We start from the raw sequence: 17,675 nt of genomic DNA on the forward strand, positions 1-17,675 counted from the left end.
GAAACCTCTTAGCGCTGATGGTAGTGTGGGGTTACCCATGTGAGAGTAAGTCATCGCCAGCTCATTATTCTAAAAAGTCCCCCCTGATCATTGATCAGGGGGGCTTTTTTTATGCCTGAAATTTATTATTGAAACAAAATTTTTCCGATGAAAGACATTAAATTTTCTTAACTTTTAAATCTTTAGTCGCATATTGGTATGAATATTCTCTAACTCACTAATTTATATAGGATAGTTTAAAAAAAATTCAATATTTTATAAAAACAGATTTGCTCAAAAAAGTTTTATGAGTAATTTTTATTCAAAAATTAAGCTTAATATACCTTATTTAGATAAATTTATACCTTTAGGGTTTTGGACAAAGTCTAATTTGATGTCCATTCTTATGTTATGAAAAAATGAATGATTGTTCATTTTATATAAAAAATAAAAAAAGATCTCACATTTGGAGGTGAGTAAAAATGACAGCGCATACAATGAATGTTAATGCTGTAGTCGATAAGGCCAAGTTTAAGCCTTTTCATATGACAGTCGTGCTTTGGTGTCTCTTTGTTGTACTATTTGATGGCTACGATCTTGCAATTAATGGTGTAGTACTGCCATTGCTGATGCAAGAATGGGGCATGTCAGCAGTACAAGCAGGTATGCTGGCCAGTACTGCACTGGCAGGTATGATGTTTGGTGCCATGTTCTTTGGCATGCTTGCAGATAAAATTGGTCGTAAAAAAGTTATTTTAATCTGCGTTACGTTATTTAGTGGTTTCACTTTTTTAGGTGGATTTGCTGAAAATCCAACGCAATTTGGTGTATTACGCTTTATTGCTGGTTTAGGTATCGGTGGTGTTTTACCTAACCTTGTGGCTTTAACATCGGAATATGCCCCACAAAAGCTACGTAGTACACTTGTGACTGGTATGTTCAGTGGTTATGCCATGGGCGGTATTATGGCAGCATTATTAGGAACGTGGTTGACGCCAAGTTTTGGTTGGCAAATCATGTTCTGGATTGCAGGTATTCCATTATTGGTATTACCACTTTTATTTATTTTCTTACCAGAATCATTAGCATTTTTAGTTAAACAACAAAAAACTGAAAAAGCACTTGCGATTGTGCAAAAACTTTCGCCTGAAGATAAAGTGACTCCGCAAACAGTGTTGGTCTTTAACGAAAGCAAAGTACCTGCTGCATCAATCTCTGCACTTTTTAAACAAGGTCGTTTACCAGGTACATTGTTGTTTTGGCTTGCCTTCTTTATGTGTTTATTAATGCTGTATGCTCTAGGCAGTTGGTTACCAAAACTGATGATGGCAGCGGGCTATTCTTTAGGTAGCAGTTTAACCTTCTTACTTGCACTGAATATTGGTGCAGTTATTGGGACAGCGGGTGGTGGTATGTTAGCTGACCGCTTCCATATTAAACCCGTAATTATCTCGATGTTAACTGTGGGTATTTTGGCACTCATTGGTCTTGGCTTTAACTCACCTCAACCTGTGATTTACTTCCTAGTTTCTCTAGCAGGTGCATCCTCAGTAGGTTGTAGTATCTTGCTATACAGCTATGTTGCGCAATTCTATCCATTGGCAGTACGTTCTACTGGCTTAGGTTGGGCATCGGGTGTGGGTCGTATGGGTGCGATTGTAGGCCCAATCGTGATTGGCTTCTTACTGGGTTTAGAGTTACCACATAAATTTAACTTCTTGGCTGTGGCTGTTCCTGCGGTATTGGCGGTGATTGCAATTGCATTTATTCGTCCTGCAAAAGAGCAAGAAGAAGTGGTCACTACCAAAGCTTCAATCGAACCGATTAAACAAACTACATAATCTTTAATCTAGAAAAAGCCTCCGTATGGGGGCTTTTTTTATGCTCAAGTCGTATAAAAAAACTAGCTAAATTGATAAAAAAATAGAATAGCTAAATTACATTAATAAACTATTAATAATAACTAATAGGCTTGTGGTTGTAGACAAACAATCATATTTTGAACAAATGACAAAAAATAAAGGATAAATAAACAACAAAGGCGACAGAAGTCTAAGCCAAACACAGCAAAAATCGGTATTGTGGTTCCATCAAAGGAGAAAAATGGCGTCAGATTTCAAAAAAATTGGCGTGATGTTTCTCTGTTTGAAATTTAGAACGCAACGCCCAAAAGGTGAAAAATCTAACTTCAAACACAACAAGATTAATATTGAAATGGTATTTTTTTGGCAGTAATTAATCCTATAACAAATGCTAAAAAAATCACCAAGGTTTAGGTGTTCTATGACAGATACTCGTGAGAATTGGTCAGCGCGATCCGGCTTTATTATTGCTGCGATTGGCTCGGCTGTAGGTTTAGGTAATATTTGGCGTTTTCCATATGTAGCCTATGAAAATGGTGGCGGGGCATTTTTAATCCCGTATTTAGTGGCTATTTTTGCAGCCGGTTTACCGCTTTTGTTTTTAGATTATGCAGTGGGGCATAAGTTTCGTAAAGCACCGCCAACGGCATATAAAAAGCTCATGAATGCTGAGTCTTTGGGTTGGTGGCAAGTGATGGTCACCCTGATGATTGGGATTTACTATGCCAGCGTATTGTCATGGGCAGGCAGCTATATGTTCTACTCATTTGGGCAACAATGGGGTGCAGATACCCAAGCCTTCTTCTTCAATACTTACTTACAAAATGGCGAAGGCTTGAGTTTAGGCTTTGTACCCACGCTATTTTGGGGCTTAGTCTGTGTTTGGGTTGCGGTGATGTTGATCCTGTATGGCGGTGTACGTCGTGGGGTAGAACTGGCCAATAAAATCTTTATGCCATTGTTGGTAATCTTATTCTCTATTCTTGTGATTCAAGCGGTGCGTTTACCCGGCGCTGTCGACGGCTTAAATGCCTTCTTTACCCCAAATTGGGAAGCGATGGGCAATTATAAAGTTTGGTTGGCCGCTTTTGGTCATATCTTCTTCTCGTTATCGGTTGGTTTCGGGATTATGTTAACCTATGCATCTTACTTAAAGCGTAAAACCAATTTAACTGGCTCAGGTGTTGTAGTGGCTTTGGCTAACTCATCATTTGAAATTTTAGCGGGTATTGGCGTATTTGCGGCGCTTGGCTTTATGGCGTTTAGTTCAGGTGCTAAAGTTGAGGATGTTGTCTCTGGTGGTATTGGTTTAGCCTTTATTGCTTTTCCTAAGATTATTTCAAGCTTAGGAGCGGGTGGCGATTTATTTGGTTTCTTATTTTTTGCATCACTGACCGTAGCAGGCATCACCTCAATGGTGAGTATCTTGCAAGTACCGATTGCTGCATTCCAAGACAAACTCGGTTGGTCACATAAAAAGTCAGTCAGCATTATTGCTGGTGGTTCTGCGGTAATATCCACTTTAATGTTCTCAACGCATAGCGCAATTACCTTTGTTGATATCATTGATTACTTTGCCAACAATATTGGTATTGTAGGTGGTGGTTTAGTGTCTATTATTTTGGTGTCGTGGTTACGTCGTCCATTACTGAAACAACTGCAAGCGCATATTAACCAATATGCCAGTATTCAGTTAGGCGCAAGTTGGAACTTTTTATTGACCATTGTGACCCCTGTGTCTTTATTGGTGGCGTTAGGTTTGACCATTAACTCGATTATTTCAGAAGGTTATGGTGGTTACCCTGCACATATTTTATGGATTGTTGGCGGTGGTACTTTGGCATTCTTTGTTGTGGGTGCCATTGCGTTAAGCTTGTTAAAAGACCGTCATCCTGAGGAGAAATAATATGAATACATCTGCTTTAATGATGATGATTATTTCTATAGTCCTACTATGGGGTGGTCTGATTTTGGCAACTATTCATTTGGTCAAAAATCCAGATGAAGCTGAAGATTAATATCGCTGCATACTTTGCATGATTACGAGGATACTGGCTGATCAAGATTCTACTCATTTGAGGATCTATTCATAGAATTTTGAATGAGTGGAGTCTTGAAATTATAAAAAAGGTGGCTTAAGCCACCTTTTTAATTATGCAGTTTTTTGCATTAAGCAATAGAAGAAACCATCACCGCGTCCCACTTTTGGGAACAATTGGCGACCATGGATTTGCTCGACACCCCAATCTGCATCAATCTTAATTTCTTGAGCATCGCTGTGGGTGCTAAAGAACTCTACCATTTGCTGTTCATTTTCAGCTTTTAAAATTGAGCAGGTAATATAAAGCAGCGTGCCGCCCACTTTAAGCTGCTGCCACATATTGTCTAAAATCTGCTTTTGCAGTTCTACAGTTTGTTTAATGTCTGTTGATTGGCGCAGTAAACGAATGTCTGGATGACGACGAATCACACCTACAGCAGTACATGGTGCATCTAATACAATGCAATCTGCCAATTCAGGGGCTTGCCACTTAATGGCATCTGCTGTGATCACTTGAACATGTTCACCGTCTAATACCAAACGCTCTAAGTTTTCAGAGAGGCGTTTTAAGCGTTTTTCGTCTTGATCTAACGCAATCAGCTTTTTCACATCAAAGGTTTCTAAGATGTGCGCAGTTTTCCCACCCGGTGCTGCACATGCATCAATCACAAACTTGCCATCTAAGTTTGGCAATAAGGTTGCACACAGTTGAGCATGTTCGTCTTGAACAGAAAAACCACCGGCTTCAAAACCCGGTAGGCTTGGAATATGTAGGCTTTCGTCCATGACAATGCCTACTTCAGAAATCTCACAGCGATGCGCTTCAATGCCTTCATCTTCTAAGATATCTAAGTATTCATCACGGCTGACTTGGCGGGTATTGACACGTAAGGTCAGTGGTGCAAGCTGTTTGAGTTCATAACTGATTTCAGCCAGTTGTTCGCCCCAATCTTTTTTCAAGCGTTTTGATAACCAACTTGGTAAGCCCGGTGCATTTTCAAGTACATCGTAGAATTGTTCGGTTTCACGTGTGGCACGACGTAAAATTGCATTGACCACGCCACTTAAACTTTCCATGCCCAACTGTTTACATGCTTCTACCGTTTCTGAAATGGCAGCATGCGCTGCAACACGGGTACATAAAAGCTGATATAAACCAAGGTAAAGACAAGTTTCAACCACTTGGTTTTCTAAGGGTTTAGATAAAAGTGGTAAGGTCAATTGCTTTAATGAATGCCATTGGCGTAAACAGCCCAACACCAATTCATGATACAACGCACGGTCTTTGTCCGAGACAATATTGATGTGCTGTGCCAAAACAGACTGTAATGATTGACCATTTTGGACAGCCAATAACGTCTTCACCACCTGAGCACGTAAATTAAGGTTTTTAGCTGAGGCGTGGGGAGATTGCTTCATTATAAAATTTGTCCAATAGTCAATTTTTGAGTTTGTAGAATTTGTACTGCATTTAAGGCTTTTGCGCCCGGCCATTGCAATGAGGTCAAGATAATCACCTGACCATCGCCACATGCCACGCTCACGCCGTGTTTGCTAATTGCAATAATTTCACCCGCTTGAGCAGTCACTTGCTCTTGAGAAATTGTGCAATGCCAAACGCGTAAGTTATTTTCTTCATCTAAACGAATAAATGCCACCGGCCAAGGATTAAAGGCACGAATGTTTCGATCAATTTGTACTGCCGATTGCGACCAATCAATTTGTGCTTCAGCTTTACTGAGTTTATGTGCATATACGGTTGCATCTTCGTTTTGCACTTCACGCTCGGCTAAATAGCGCTGTAAGCTTTGTTCTGATTCAAGCACAGCCACAATCGCTTCAGCACCTTGAACCGCCAATTTGTCATGTAAAGTGGCTGAGGTGTCGCTGGCTTCAATAGGGCACAATGTTTTAAACATCATGTCGCCTGTATCTAAACCTGCGGCCATTTTCATAATGGTCACGCCCGTTTCTTGATCACCTGTGGCAATGGCACGTTGGATGGGTGCTGCACCACGCCAACGTGGCAGCAATGAACCATGAATGTTTAAACAGCCATATTTAGGTGTATCTAAAACCACTTGCGGTAAAATTAAACCATATGCAGCCACTACCATCACATCGGCATTTAGTGCTTTTAACTCAGCTTGAGCTGCCAAACCTTCTTCAGTCGATGATTTAAAATGTAGAGGTTGATACACCGGTAAATCATGTGCCAAAGCCAATTGTTTTACCGCAGATGCGCTGAGTTTTTGCCCACGACCTGCTTTGCGGTCAGGTTGTGTATACACCGCAACAATTTCATGTTCAGTCTTTAATAATGCCGCTAATGCAGTGGCAGCAAATTCTGGTGTGCCCGCAAAGATGATTTTCAATTCAACAGCCCGTACAGTGGTTTTGTAAATTATAGCAAATTGCGAAAATTCACGGGCAATTTTATCTGAGCAAAGACTAGTCACGAGTGAATTTATAAGCCGATCAGATGCTTAGCGTTTCTTATTAAAACTATACGTGTAAAGCAAATTGTTGTGGTATGCCAATGAGTGATGAAAAGATGTCGTTATTGCAAGCGGCTCGATGATTGGCCAAACTTTAAAGATCAAGAAAGCTAGATTTGTATAAATAAAATTTATGTAAAAAAGTAAAAATATTCATAGAAGTTTTGTATTTAAAAATTAATCTTCGGTTTATAGTAGATTTTATTCTTTTGCTGACGCGTGTAATATTTTTTGGAATAAAAGTGCGCTTAAGGCTAGTCATCTGCGTGTGACGCTGCTTTAATCTCAATACAAGCGTATGACTTATTATTCCGACTGATCTTTATTACAAGCAGTCTATTTAGCCAGAGTGAATGTTCAATTCATCTCAAGCATAACATTTGTTGGAACTACACAATGCCTGACTATCGTTCAAAAACATCGACACACGGAAGAAATATGGCTGGTGCGCGTGGCTTATGGCGCGCAACTGGTATGAAAGATGAAGACTTCGGTAAACCAATTATTGCAGTGGTCAACTCATTTACGCAATTTGTACCGGGTCACGTGCATTTAAAAGACTTAGGTCAGTTGGTGGCACGTCAAATTGAACAAGCAGGCGGCGTAGCAAAAGAATTTAACACCATTGCAGTTGATGACGGTATTGCAATGGGTCATGACGGCATGTTGTATTCATTGCCATCACGTGACTTGATTGCAGACTCAGTAGAATACATGGTCAATGCACACTGCGCTGATGCGATGGTGTGTATTTCTAACTGTGACAAAATTACACCGGGGATGTTGATGGCAGCAATGCGCCTAAACATTCCAGTAGTATTTGTTTCAGGCGGCCCAATGGAAGCAGGTAAAGTACAAATCCGCGGTGGCGAACAAGCGATTGACCTTGTTGATGCGATGATTGTTGCGGCAGATGACAACTACACCGACGAAGAAGTAAAAGCGTATGAGCGTTCTGCATGTCCAACCTGTGGTTCATGTTCAGGTATGTTCACTGCCAACTCAATGAACTGCTTAACAGAAGCTTTAGGTCTATCGTTACCGGGTAATGGTTCAACACTTGCAACACACGCCAACCGTAAAAAATTATTTGAAAAAGCGGGTCAGTTGATCGTTGAAATCACCAAACGTCATTACGAACAAAATGATTACAACGTGTTGCCACGTAACATTGCAACAAAAGCTGCGTATGAAAATGCCATGACTTTAGACATCGCAATGGGCGGCTCAACTAACACTGTACTTCACTTATTGGCTGCTGCACACGAAGCAGAAGTTGACTTTACCATGGACGACATTGATCGTTTATCGCGTAAAGTACCTGTACTTTGTAAAGTTGCACCTGCGGTGAAAAATGTACATATGGAAGACATCCACCGCGCGGGCGGCATTATGTCAATCCTTGGCGAATTAGACCGTGGTGGTTTATTAGACACTTCTGTACCTACCGTACATGAAGCCACTTTAAAAGATGCTTTAGATAAGTGGGACATTATCCGTACCGAAGATGAAGATGTATATAACTTCTTTAAATCAGCACCGGGTGGCGTACCAACGCAAACTGCATTCTCACAAGACCGTTACTACACACGTCTTGATGGCGACCGTGAAAAGGGCGTAATCCGTAATGTTGAACATGCTTTCTCACAAGATGGTGGCTTAGCAGTACTTTACGGCAACATTGCATTAGATGGTTGTATCGTAAAAACTGCGGGTGTAGATGAATCGATTTTAAAATTCAACGGTACAGCACGTGTATTTGAAAGCCAAGATGATGCAGTAGAAGCCATTTTAGGTGGCAAAATCGTGGCAGGCGATGTGGTACTGATTCGCTATGAAGGTCCACAAGGTGGTCCGGGTATGCAAGAAATGTTGTACCCAACCAGTTACCTAAAATCAAAAGGTTTAGGTAAAGATTGTGCGCTGGTAACAGATGGTCGTTTCTCTGGTGGTTCATCAGGTTTGTCTATTGGTCACGTGTCTCCCGAAGCGGCTGAAGGTGGGGCAATTGCCTTAGTTGAAGATGGCGACCGTATCGAAATTGATATTCCAAACCGTACTATTCACCTTGCTGTTGCTGAGGATGTATTGGCAGCGCGCCGTGAAGTGCAAGAAGCCAAAGGTTGGAAGCCAGCCAAAGAGCGTCCACGTAAAATCTCTAAAGCGCTTAAAGCGTATGCCATGCATGCAACCAGTGCAGCTAAAGGCGCAGTTCGCGATATCTAATCTATAAATAAAAAAAGCACTCCAAATGGGGTGCTTTTTTTTGTATGTCACATGGACTTAAGTTGCAAGGTCAAAGCATTGAACATAGAAGCTGAACTTGCTATAAATTTTGCCAGCAAATGAAAATTATATTTTCATCATTGCACCACCAAGTGCTATGCTGTTTTGAGTTTTAAGCTTGCATTTTTATTGTTGAGGCTAGTTACATGTCACTGCTGCGCCGTTGGTTCGATCCGCTCCGATCGAGTTGGTTTTATCAAAAACCAGTTCGCCAAGAGTTGTTGCCTACGGATCAGGGTTTAAGCATTTATTTACGCCTTGATGACGTGTATAGCTATTTAGCCGCACAACAATTGCCACAATTAGAAGAAATATTAACCGAAGAGATGAAACCGCTTAAAGTGGTGATCTCAAATGAAAGTGCCGAACCACCCAACCAAATGTCAGCTTTAGAATGGCAAAATTATTGTTTAAATGATGCCAAAATTTTATCTAAGCAACATCGTTTTAGTTTTCACGACACTCCAGAACAACCCTCCCAAGAAGCCTTACAACAAGCCGAAACTATTTTGCGGCACACGCCCTTACGTGGCCAAGATTTTCTGTATTTGCTTGAAGATGTATTTCATATGTTGTGGCAAAAACAAGAAGGTAAATTGGCTACCTTATATGCGATGGCCAGCCGCCAAGCGCAAACCCAAGATTTTCCAGAACGTATTTTTAATGACACACCTGTATTAAGTGCTTATTTTGAATTGGCCGATCGCAAGTATCATGCTGTAGATGACTTATTGCGTTTAGCACGTCGTTTAAAACAACAAAAACTTTTAACTGATAATCCCATTTTTCTAATTAATCATATCGAATGGCGTGAGCATTTAATTAGTGATGCCGAAGAACTCAATGAAATTCAGGCGCTTGATCCAGAGCTTGATTTATATATTGCCTTAGAAGATCCGATTTCTTGGTTGTTATTGGCGTATATTAAAGAAGAATTGGCAGATTATTATAATATTCAATTGAATATTTATCCGTTAAGTTATCAAGGACGAGATCAATTTGACTGGAGCCTTGCCACACGTTTATCTAAACGTAGCGAAGTTAAATTCACGCCATTTTGCCGTCCAACTGAAGCAGCAACCCTACAAATGGCCAAGTTGTTTTATAGCGTTGCACCGGAACAGCAAGTCGATGTGATGTATGAAATGTTGCGTCAAGTATGGACCAAGGGTCGAGATTTATCTTATGCCCAACATATGCAGCAATTATGTCGCGACTTAGATCTGGTTGAGTTACAGCCACAGGATATTCATTCACGTTTACAGCAAAATGATATGTACTGTGAAATGAAATCGCAGCCTAGTTTACCTGTACTTGAATTAAGAATTGCCGGACAAAGCTATGTATTTAATAGTTTATATCGGGTATGGATGATTGAAAGTATTTTTAGTAATGTGTTAGAAGAATTATATAAGAGTGAAAATGAAAGCGATAATGAACAAAGAAAAGCCTCAAACTCTCGAACAAGCCCGCGCCCAGATCGACGCGATTGACACCGCCTTAGTAGAATTGTTGGCCAAGCGTCAATTTTATGTGGATCGCGCCTTAAAATTTAAACGTAGTGGTTATGAACTACAATCACCAGAGCGTACCGAACAAGTACTGAATAAAGTTCGTGCCGAAGCCCAAAGTTATGCTTTAGATCCAGTTTTGGTTGAGCGTATTTATCAACAAATTACCGAACATATTATTCAACGTGAACTCAAAGAAATTCGTCCTTAACACTCACAACATCATTAGCTTGAGCTTTGTAGTCTGTATAAAGCCAAGACAAAAAAAGCAGCCCGTGGGCTGCTTTTTTATAGCAATCTAGTTTATTTTTTATCGGCTAAACTAAAGAACCAATTTAAAAATAAAGCAGCAAAGGTTGCGGTACCAATACCACCTAAATTAAAGCTACCAATTTGTAGAGCAAAGTCACCTGTGCCTAAAATAATGGTAACCGCAGCGACCATTAAGTTTTTGTTTTGCGAGAAATCGACTTTGTTTTCAATCCAAATTTTGGCACCAGCAATGGTGATTAAACCAAATACCACAATAGATGCACCGGTTAAAATGGCAGTCGGAATGGTATGAATAATTGCACCAAACTTAGGCGATAAACCTAAAAACACAGCAAAAATCCCAGCAATGGCAAAAATGATGGTGGAATACACGCGAGTCACTGCCATCACACCAATATTTTCACCATAGGTGGTCATGCCCGGTGCACCGACACCACCTGCTAAAGTGGTGGCAACACCATCGGCCACAAAGGCTTTACCAATATGTGGATCAAGATTTTCACCCGTCATGGCGCTTACTGCTTTAATATGACCTAAATTTTCCGCCACTAAAATTAAAGCGATTGGGGCAATAATCAGCATAGCATTGGCATCAAACACCGGTGAATGGAAGGTAGGCACACCAAACCATGCCGCTTGTTGTACCGTAGCAAAATCAATCGCTTTACCTAAGCCTAAAACATTGGCCACAATAAAGTAGATTAAATATGCCGACAACAAACCAAGAATTAGCAATAAACGCTGTAATAAGCCACGGGTAAATACCGCAATTGTCCCCATACACATCACAGTGACTAAAGACATCCACATATTAAAGTTGTCACCCATGACCCCTTTCACTGTGACCGGCGCAAGGTTAAGACCAATGATCATTACCACGGCACCTGTGACCACGGGTGGCATGAGTTTTTCAATCCAACGGGTGCCGGTTGCCATGACCAATAAACCAAACAATGCATACAGTACGCCACAGGCCATAATGCCACCAGCCGCCACACCTAAATTGGCATTTGGTGCACCTGTACCTGATGCAGCATAGCCAGTTGCGGCAATTACGACACCAATAAAGGCAAAACTAGAACCGAGATAACTCGGCACACGACCACCTGTCATAAAAAAGAACAAAATGGTACATAGACCTGACATTAAAATTGCCAAGTTGGGGTCAAAGCCCATTAAGTAAGGTGCAAGAACGGTCGCACCAAACATTGCAAAGGCATGTTGAATACCGAGTAAAACGCTTTGGGAGATTGGGAGATATTCATTTGTGCCTACTGGTCGTGCATCGATACTGCCCTCATAAGGGCGCCATTTGGGAAACCAATTGGTCATAAAATGTACACTCAATAGACAAATTGGACACATCATACGCCTATTTTTATAATTTTCTAGGGTGATTTTGCGTGATTGAGTAAAACTAATTCTATGACTTTTATTATATTTTTACCGCTTGGTAAAAGTAATTTTTGTTAAAAATTCACCAAAATCAGTGCATTAATCGAATTTTTCTATAGAAGATTCACTTATAATCTTCTTTAATCATACTTATAAAAAAAAGATGGGTTTGTTGTTTTATTGAACAAAAAAAAGCACATCAATTAGATGTGCTTCACGATGTGGCTAAAAAAAACTTAACCGGTATTACGTAATCCGGCAGCAATTCCGGCAATACTGACCATTAAAGCATGATCGACAGGGGTATGTTCGGCGGCATTATTGACTAAATATTCACGGCGACGTTTCATCAGTTCAGCTTGTAACAAGTGTAACGGCAGGATATACGGCTTACGTACTTTCATGGATTGATCAAGTACATCATTGCTGCTGAGTAATTTCGACTCACCTTTTAAGCTCAATAAGCTCTCTACAGCATCACGTAAACGCTGACGTAGCTCTTCACCTAAAATTTTTAAATGTTCGTCATCTGTTAAGTGAGCTTCATAATATAAGGCAATGTTGCCATCGGCTTTAGACAAGACCATTTCCAACATATCCACCAAGGTTTGGAAATAGGGCCATTGTTGCAACATTTCATCCAGTAAAGCCTTATGACCTTGCTCGGTGACTTGATTGATGGCAGCACCTGTACCAAGCCATGCCGGTAACATTAAACGAATTTGAGTCCATGCAAACACCCATGGGATAGCACGTAAAGATTCAATACCGCCACTGACTTTACGTTTTGCCGGACGAGAGCCCAGTGGCAACATCTGTAACTCAAGCTCAGGCGTCACGGTGCGTAAATATTGCACAAAGTGCGGATTTTCACGTACGGTTTGACGATACACCTGCACCGATAAATCGGTCATTTTGTGCATCAACTCGCGCCACTCTGGTTTGGGTTCTGGTGGTGGCAACAAAGTCGCTTCTAAGGTGGCTGCGGTATAAATTTCAAGGTTTTGTAGCGCAATGCCTTCTAAACCAAACTTAAAGCGAATCATCTCACCTTGTTCGGTAACACGAATAGCACCTGAAATAGACCCTGGTGGTTGTGAAAACAAAGCTTGTTGGGTTGGTGCACCGCCACGACTAATTGAACCGCCACGACCATGGAACAAGGTCAATTGTACGCCGTGGGTTTTTGCCACTGCGGTTAATTCTTCTTGGGCACGATACTGTGCCCAATTGGCGGACATAAAGCCTGCATCTTTGGCCGAGTCAGAATAGCCAATCATCACTTCATGTTTGCCCTGAATATGCTGTTTATACCAATGCATATTAAACAGGGTATTCATGGTGGTGGCCGCACCATCTAGATCTTTTAAGGTTTCAAATAAAGGGACTACACGTAAGGCTTTTTTGATGCCAGCTTCTTTTTGCAATAACAACACGGCCAAAACATCACTTGGATATTCCGCCATAGAAATAATATAAGCGCCCAAAGATTCACTTGGTTGCTCGGCCAAGGTACGCATCGTAGCAAAGACTTCTTGCACATCGGGATGCTCAATTAGGCTTTGCGCAGGTTCATTTAAATGTTTGGGCAACAAAGGACGCTTGCTTTGTAGCTCTTGGAGTAAGAAATTTTGACGCGCTTGTTCAGTCCATGTTTCAAAATTACCTAAACCTAAATATTCGGTAATGGCAGAGATAGCTTGACGATGACGACCCGATTCTTGGCGAATATCGAGTTTGAGTAATTCAATCCCAAAACAATTCACGCGATGAATAAAATCAAGCAATTGCGCATTGGCAATTTCAGCTAAATTACATTGCATTAAAGAGCGATGACACAGCAATAAAGGCGCTAAGATTTGCTCTTTACTTAAAATCACCCGTGGATCATCCACCACATCATTGCCTTGGAGTTTTTGCGCCAACCAATTACGGGTGGCTTTTAAACGGTCACGAATATCACGTAAGGCTTCGCGGTATGGCTCGGCATGCTCTTTGCCTAATATGCTGCGTAATTCCGGACTACATTCTTTAAGCGATAATTCCCAACGCAACGCTTCAATATCACGTAAATATAAATCAGCAGCTTTCCAACGTGACAACCACAGCACTTCTTGAGTAATTTTATGCGTAACATTCGGGTTGCCATCACGGTCACCGCCCATCCAAGAGGCAAAACGTACTGGGGCAACATTTAAAGGTAAAGTTTGCCCACAATGCTCTACCACCATTTGATCGAGTTCACGAATAAATTTAGGTACCGCATTCCACAAGGTTTGCTCAATGGTGGTAAAACCCCATTTAGCTTCATCCACAGGCGTTGGACGATGCTGACGGATTTCATCGGTCTGCCAAGCCGAGCAAACTAATTGTTTTAGTTCATTTAAGGTGGCTTGACGCTCACGCGGAGTCAGCTTTTGCTGATCAAATTTGCTTAAGCAGTCATTAATGCCATCATATTTTTGAATTAAAGTTCGGCGGCTGACTTCGGTTGGATGTGCGGTGAGCACCAATTCAATTTTCAGCTGACAAATTTGCTCAAATAAGGTCTCGCTTGAAATTTGTTGTTGTTTAAATTTTTCAAATAAATGATCAAGCGGATTAGGCGAGGGTGCATTGGCATCAAATTCACTTTGACGACGGCTACGCACCACATGATATTGTTCGGCAATATTGGCAAAGTTTAAGAAATGGGTAAAAGCACGCGTCAGCGGTAAAATTTCATGGTCATCTAAACTCGATAACAGTTGTTCGAGTTGTTTTTCGGCTTCAACTTGACCATCTCGTGCGCCTTTAGATAAAGCACGAATTTGCTCAACCTGATTAAACAAATCTTGTCCGGCATGTTCTTTTAAAGTTTCACCGAGTAAATTGCCCAGTAAACGTACATCTTCACGCAAAGGAGCGTCAATTTGTTGAACCATGGTTGTGTTCTCCTTGTTCTTGTTGTCTTGAATATAGCTTGATTTATTGTTGAAAATAGCCGTGTCCTACAAAAGTCGATAGTCTAATGGCTATATATTGTAAGAGAATGGCTTTTTATTTTATGACTTGAGCTGACAAGTGCATTGATTGCAGGGCGCGTGCATAAAGTAGCCAATTTATAGCATATTTCAAAAAATAAATGCTTCTTTGTATTAGAGAATTTTATATAATTGCGTGCGAAAGATTGAAAATTTCAATATAGTAGCCGCGCATGCTTGCAACACATCGGCAAATAGGCGACATCGATAATAACAAGATGCCGTTTTCTGAGGTTCATCTAAATGTCTCAAGACAGTTTAAAACAACAGCGTCGTAAGATCGCCGTGGCTTACGTACTGATGTTTTTCGCATTATTCACACTCATTAGCGGCGTGATTGCCTATTTTTTGGCACGTAATGTTAGCCAAACCCCACAAACTGAAGTTTGGCTTAATGCCCAAGCCTTATGGGTGATGCGCAGTACCTTGCTGTATTTAATCTTGGCAGCGTTTGCATCACTTTGGTTTATTCCACTTAATTTTTATTATTGGGATAGCTATTTATGGGTGACAGCCTGTACTGTGATTGGTGTGGTCTTTGCACTGATTGCCTTTTTATATTTACTCAATGCTTGGTTAAAAGGCATTGTACGTTTTATGAAAAATAAGCCAGTTTTTTAAGCAGCTATAAATTTTTATGTACGTCCCCTTGTAAAAGCGCCTGACTACCCCAATTTGAAAGCTCAGTTCAGTATTTTAATTATTCCGTGAGGAGCATCGCCTGCTATGGCTAAACGTGATTATTATGAGGTTTTAGGTGTTGCTAAAACCGCTGGTGATGATGAAATTAAAAAAGCCTACCGTAAGTTGGCGATGAAATATCACCCAGACCGTAATCCGGACAATCCGGAGGCTGAAGAAAAGTTTAAAGAAGCATCTGAAGCTTACGAAGTATTATCAGATGGTCAAAAGCGTAGCATGTACGACCGTATGGGGCATCAAGCCTTTGAAGGTGGTATGGGTGGCGGTGGTGGTGGCGGCGGTTTTAGCGCCGAAGACATCTTTAGCCAATTTGGTGATATTTTCGGTGGGGCATTCGGTGGTGGTGGCGGTCGTCAGCAACAACGTCAACGCCGTGGTTCGGACTTACGCTATGTCACCGAGTTAACCCTTGAAGAGGCTGTGCGTGGCGTAAAGAAAACCATTACCTTTACTGCACCTGCACCGTGTGAGCCGTGTAATGGTCAAGGTTCACAGTCACCGAATGATGTAGAAACCTGTAAGACCTGTCATGGTTCAGGTCAAGTGCGTATGCAGCAAGGTTTCTTTGCAGTACAGCAAACCTGTAGCACTTGTCGTGGTCAAGGTAAGGTCATTAAAAACCCATGCAACTCATGCCATGGTTTAGGGGTGTCTGATCGTCAACAGACTTTAGAAGTGACTATTCCTGCGGGCGTAGATAATGGCGACCGCGTACGTTTAACTGGTAAAGGTGAAGCGATTCGTGGCGGTCAATCAGGCGACTTATATGTAGAAGTACAAGTGCGCGAGCATGAAATCTTCCAGCGTGACGGCGCCGATTTGTATATGGACGTACCCGTGTCTATTGTTGATGCTGCGTTGGGTAAAGAAATTGAAATTCCAACCCTCGATGGCCGTGTGAGCCTGAAAGTACCTGAAGGTACACAAACGGGCAAACTGTTCCGTTTACGTGGTAAAGGGGTAAAACCTGTACGTCATAATATGCAGGGTGATTTGCTGTGTCGTATTGTGGTGGAAACGCCAGTCAACTTAACTTCGCGTCAACGTGAATTGCTCAAAGAGTTACAAGCCACATTTGAAGGTGAAGAAGGTGGTAAGTCATCGCCAAAGAAGAAATCATTCTTTGATCGTTTATTTGACTAAAGCTTGAACTTAAAAAAGGCATCTATAGATGCCTTTTTTATATTAAGAATTGCTCAATTATGATGAGTGTTGGGCGCGAGTTTTGTTATAGTTAAACGCATTAAAACGCAACATTAGGAAAATGTGATGTCAGCAACTCCACGTATTGGGATCTTGGGTGCCGGCGGTCGTATGGGCCGTATTTTAATTCAAGCTGTGCAAGAAGCAGGTTACCAATTGGCAGCTGCCGTTGAACGCCCTGAAAGCACTTTGCTTGGCGCAGATGCAGGCGAATTGGCAGGCGTTGGCACTTTAGGTGTTAAAGTTGTTGGCAGCTTAGAAGAAGTGGTAAAAAACTGCGATGTGGTGATTGATTTTACTGCACCTGCTGCAACCATCAACCATTTAAAAATTTGCCGTGAGCATGGTGTTGCGATTGTCATTGGTACAACGGGCATGAACGATGAGCAAAAAGCTTACTTAGACGAATCAGCAGCTCAAACACCTGTCGTGTATGCGGCAAACTACTCAGTCGGTGTCAACGTGTCGATTAAACTATTAGAACTTGCCTCTAAAGTATTTGGTGACACGGTAGATATCGAAGTGATTGAAGCGCATCACCGTCACAAAGTTGATGCACCATCAGGTACAGCTCTAATGATGGGTGAAGCCATTGCCGATGCTTTAGGGCGTGACTTAAAACAAGATGCCGTATATCACCGTGAAGGGCATACTGGTCCGCGTGAGCGTCAAAGCATTGGTTTTCAAACCATTCGTGGTGGCGATATTGTGGGTGAACATACTGCCATGTTTATTGGTGAAGGTGAGCGTGTAGAGATTACGCATAAAGCCACCAACCGTATGAACTTTGCTTCAGGTGCAGTGCGTGCTGCGGCTTGGGTGGTCGGTCGTGATGCGAAAAAATACGATATGAAAGATGTGTTAGGTTTTAATGATATTAAAACCTAAACATTAAGCTTTAA

The 17,675-nt window shown here is 41.4% G+C and carries 13 protein-coding genes; 9 read left to right on the forward strand and 4 right to left on the reverse strand.

Annotation, left to right across the window (positions count from 1 at the left end; all coding sequences use genetic code 11):
* The first annotated feature begins 461 nt into the window (after positions 1-461).
* From Q0017_RS03725 to Q0017_RS03735, 3 genes are all read left to right on the forward strand, one after another.
* On the forward strand, positions 462-1,820 hold the full coding sequence (locus tag Q0017_RS03725) for an MFS transporter (protein ID WP_298142869.1): 1,359 nt from the start codon (positions 462-464) through the stop codon (positions 1,818-1,820).
* A 442-nt stretch (positions 1,821-2,262) separates the two neighbouring features.
* The gene (locus Q0017_RS03730) at positions 2,263-3,747 is read left to right on the forward strand and encodes a sodium-dependent transporter (RefSeq protein ID WP_298142871.1); all 1,485 of its coding nucleotides are present in this window, start codon (positions 2,263-2,265) and stop codon (positions 3,745-3,747) included.
* A gap of 1 nt (position 3,748) precedes the next feature.
* The gene (locus Q0017_RS03735) at positions 3,749-3,859 is read left to right on the forward strand and encodes a methionine/alanine import family NSS transporter small subunit (RefSeq protein ID WP_298142875.1); all 111 of its coding nucleotides are present in this window, start codon (positions 3,749-3,751) and stop codon (positions 3,857-3,859) included.
* A gap of 134 nt (positions 3,860-3,993) precedes the next feature.
* Here Q0017_RS03735 and rsmB read toward each other — a convergent pair whose 3' ends face one another.
* Complete coding sequence (gene rsmB / locus Q0017_RS03740) at positions 3,994-5,301, reverse strand: 16S rRNA (cytosine(967)-C(5))-methyltransferase RsmB (protein WP_298142878.1); 1,308 nt, start codon at positions 5,299-5,301, stop codon at positions 3,994-3,996.
* Positions 5,301-6,257: a methionyl-tRNA formyltransferase gene (gene fmt / locus Q0017_RS03745; protein ID WP_298142982.1), complete on the reverse strand. Its 957-nt coding sequence runs from the start codon at positions 6,255-6,257 to the stop codon at positions 5,301-5,303. Before fmt ends, rsmB begins: the two co-directional genes overlap by 1 nt.
* Positions 6,258-6,776: 519 nt before the next feature.
* On the opposite strand from fmt, the gene ilvD reads away from it, so the two are divergent.
* From ilvD to Q0017_RS03760, 3 genes are all read left to right on the forward strand, one after another.
* Positions 6,777-8,606: a dihydroxy-acid dehydratase gene (gene ilvD / locus Q0017_RS03750; protein ID WP_298142881.1), complete on the forward strand. Its 1,830-nt coding sequence runs from the start codon at positions 6,777-6,779 to the stop codon at positions 8,604-8,606.
* Between the two features lie 206 nt (positions 8,607-8,812).
* Positions 8,813-10,159: a hypothetical protein gene (locus tag Q0017_RS03755; RefSeq protein WP_298142883.1), complete on the forward strand. Its 1,347-nt coding sequence runs from the start codon at positions 8,813-8,815 to the stop codon at positions 10,157-10,159.
* Complete coding sequence (locus tag Q0017_RS03760) at positions 10,101-10,388, forward strand: chorismate mutase (protein ID WP_298142885.1); 288 nt, start codon at positions 10,101-10,103, stop codon at positions 10,386-10,388. Before Q0017_RS03755 ends, Q0017_RS03760 begins: the two co-directional genes overlap by 59 nt.
* A 92-nt stretch (positions 10,389-10,480) precedes the next feature.
* On the opposite strand, the gene Q0017_RS03765 is transcribed toward Q0017_RS03760, so the two are convergent.
* Together Q0017_RS03765 and ppc are read right to left on the reverse strand one after the other, a co-directional pair.
* A complete protein-coding gene (locus Q0017_RS03765) occupies positions 10,481-11,782 on the reverse strand; it encodes a solute carrier family 23 protein (RefSeq protein ID WP_298142888.1) in 1,302 nt (433 codons plus the stop codon).
* Positions 11,783-12,081: 299 nt separating this feature from the next.
* Entirely contained in the window at positions 12,082-14,769 is a 2,688-nt protein-coding gene (ppc, locus tag Q0017_RS03770) for a phosphoenolpyruvate carboxylase (protein ID WP_298142890.1), read from the reverse strand.
* Positions 14,770-15,111: 342 nt separating this feature from the next.
* Here ppc and Q0017_RS03775 point away from each other — a divergent pair, with 342 nt between their 5' ends.
* From Q0017_RS03775 to dapB, 3 genes are all read left to right on the forward strand, one after another.
* A complete protein-coding gene (locus Q0017_RS03775; RefSeq protein ID WP_298142893.1) occupies positions 15,112-15,489 on the forward strand; it encodes a hypothetical protein in 378 nt (125 codons plus the stop codon).
* A 105-nt stretch (positions 15,490-15,594) separates the two neighbouring features.
* On the forward strand, positions 15,595-16,713 hold the full coding sequence (gene dnaJ, locus Q0017_RS03780; protein WP_298142896.1) for a molecular chaperone DnaJ: 1,119 nt from the start codon (positions 15,595-15,597) through the stop codon (positions 16,711-16,713).
* Positions 16,714-16,839: 126 nt separating this feature from the next.
* Positions 16,840-17,661 (forward strand): 4-hydroxy-tetrahydrodipicolinate reductase, encoded by an 822-nt coding sequence (gene dapB, locus Q0017_RS03785; RefSeq protein WP_298142900.1) that lies wholly within the window; start codon positions 16,840-16,842, stop codon positions 17,659-17,661.
* Positions 17,662-17,675 lie beyond the last annotated feature (14 nt).

Origin of the sequence: uncultured Acinetobacter sp. (assembly GCF_947624825.1) — a bacterium.
Classification (GTDB): domain Bacteria; phylum Pseudomonadota; class Gammaproteobacteria; order Pseudomonadales; family Moraxellaceae; genus Acinetobacter.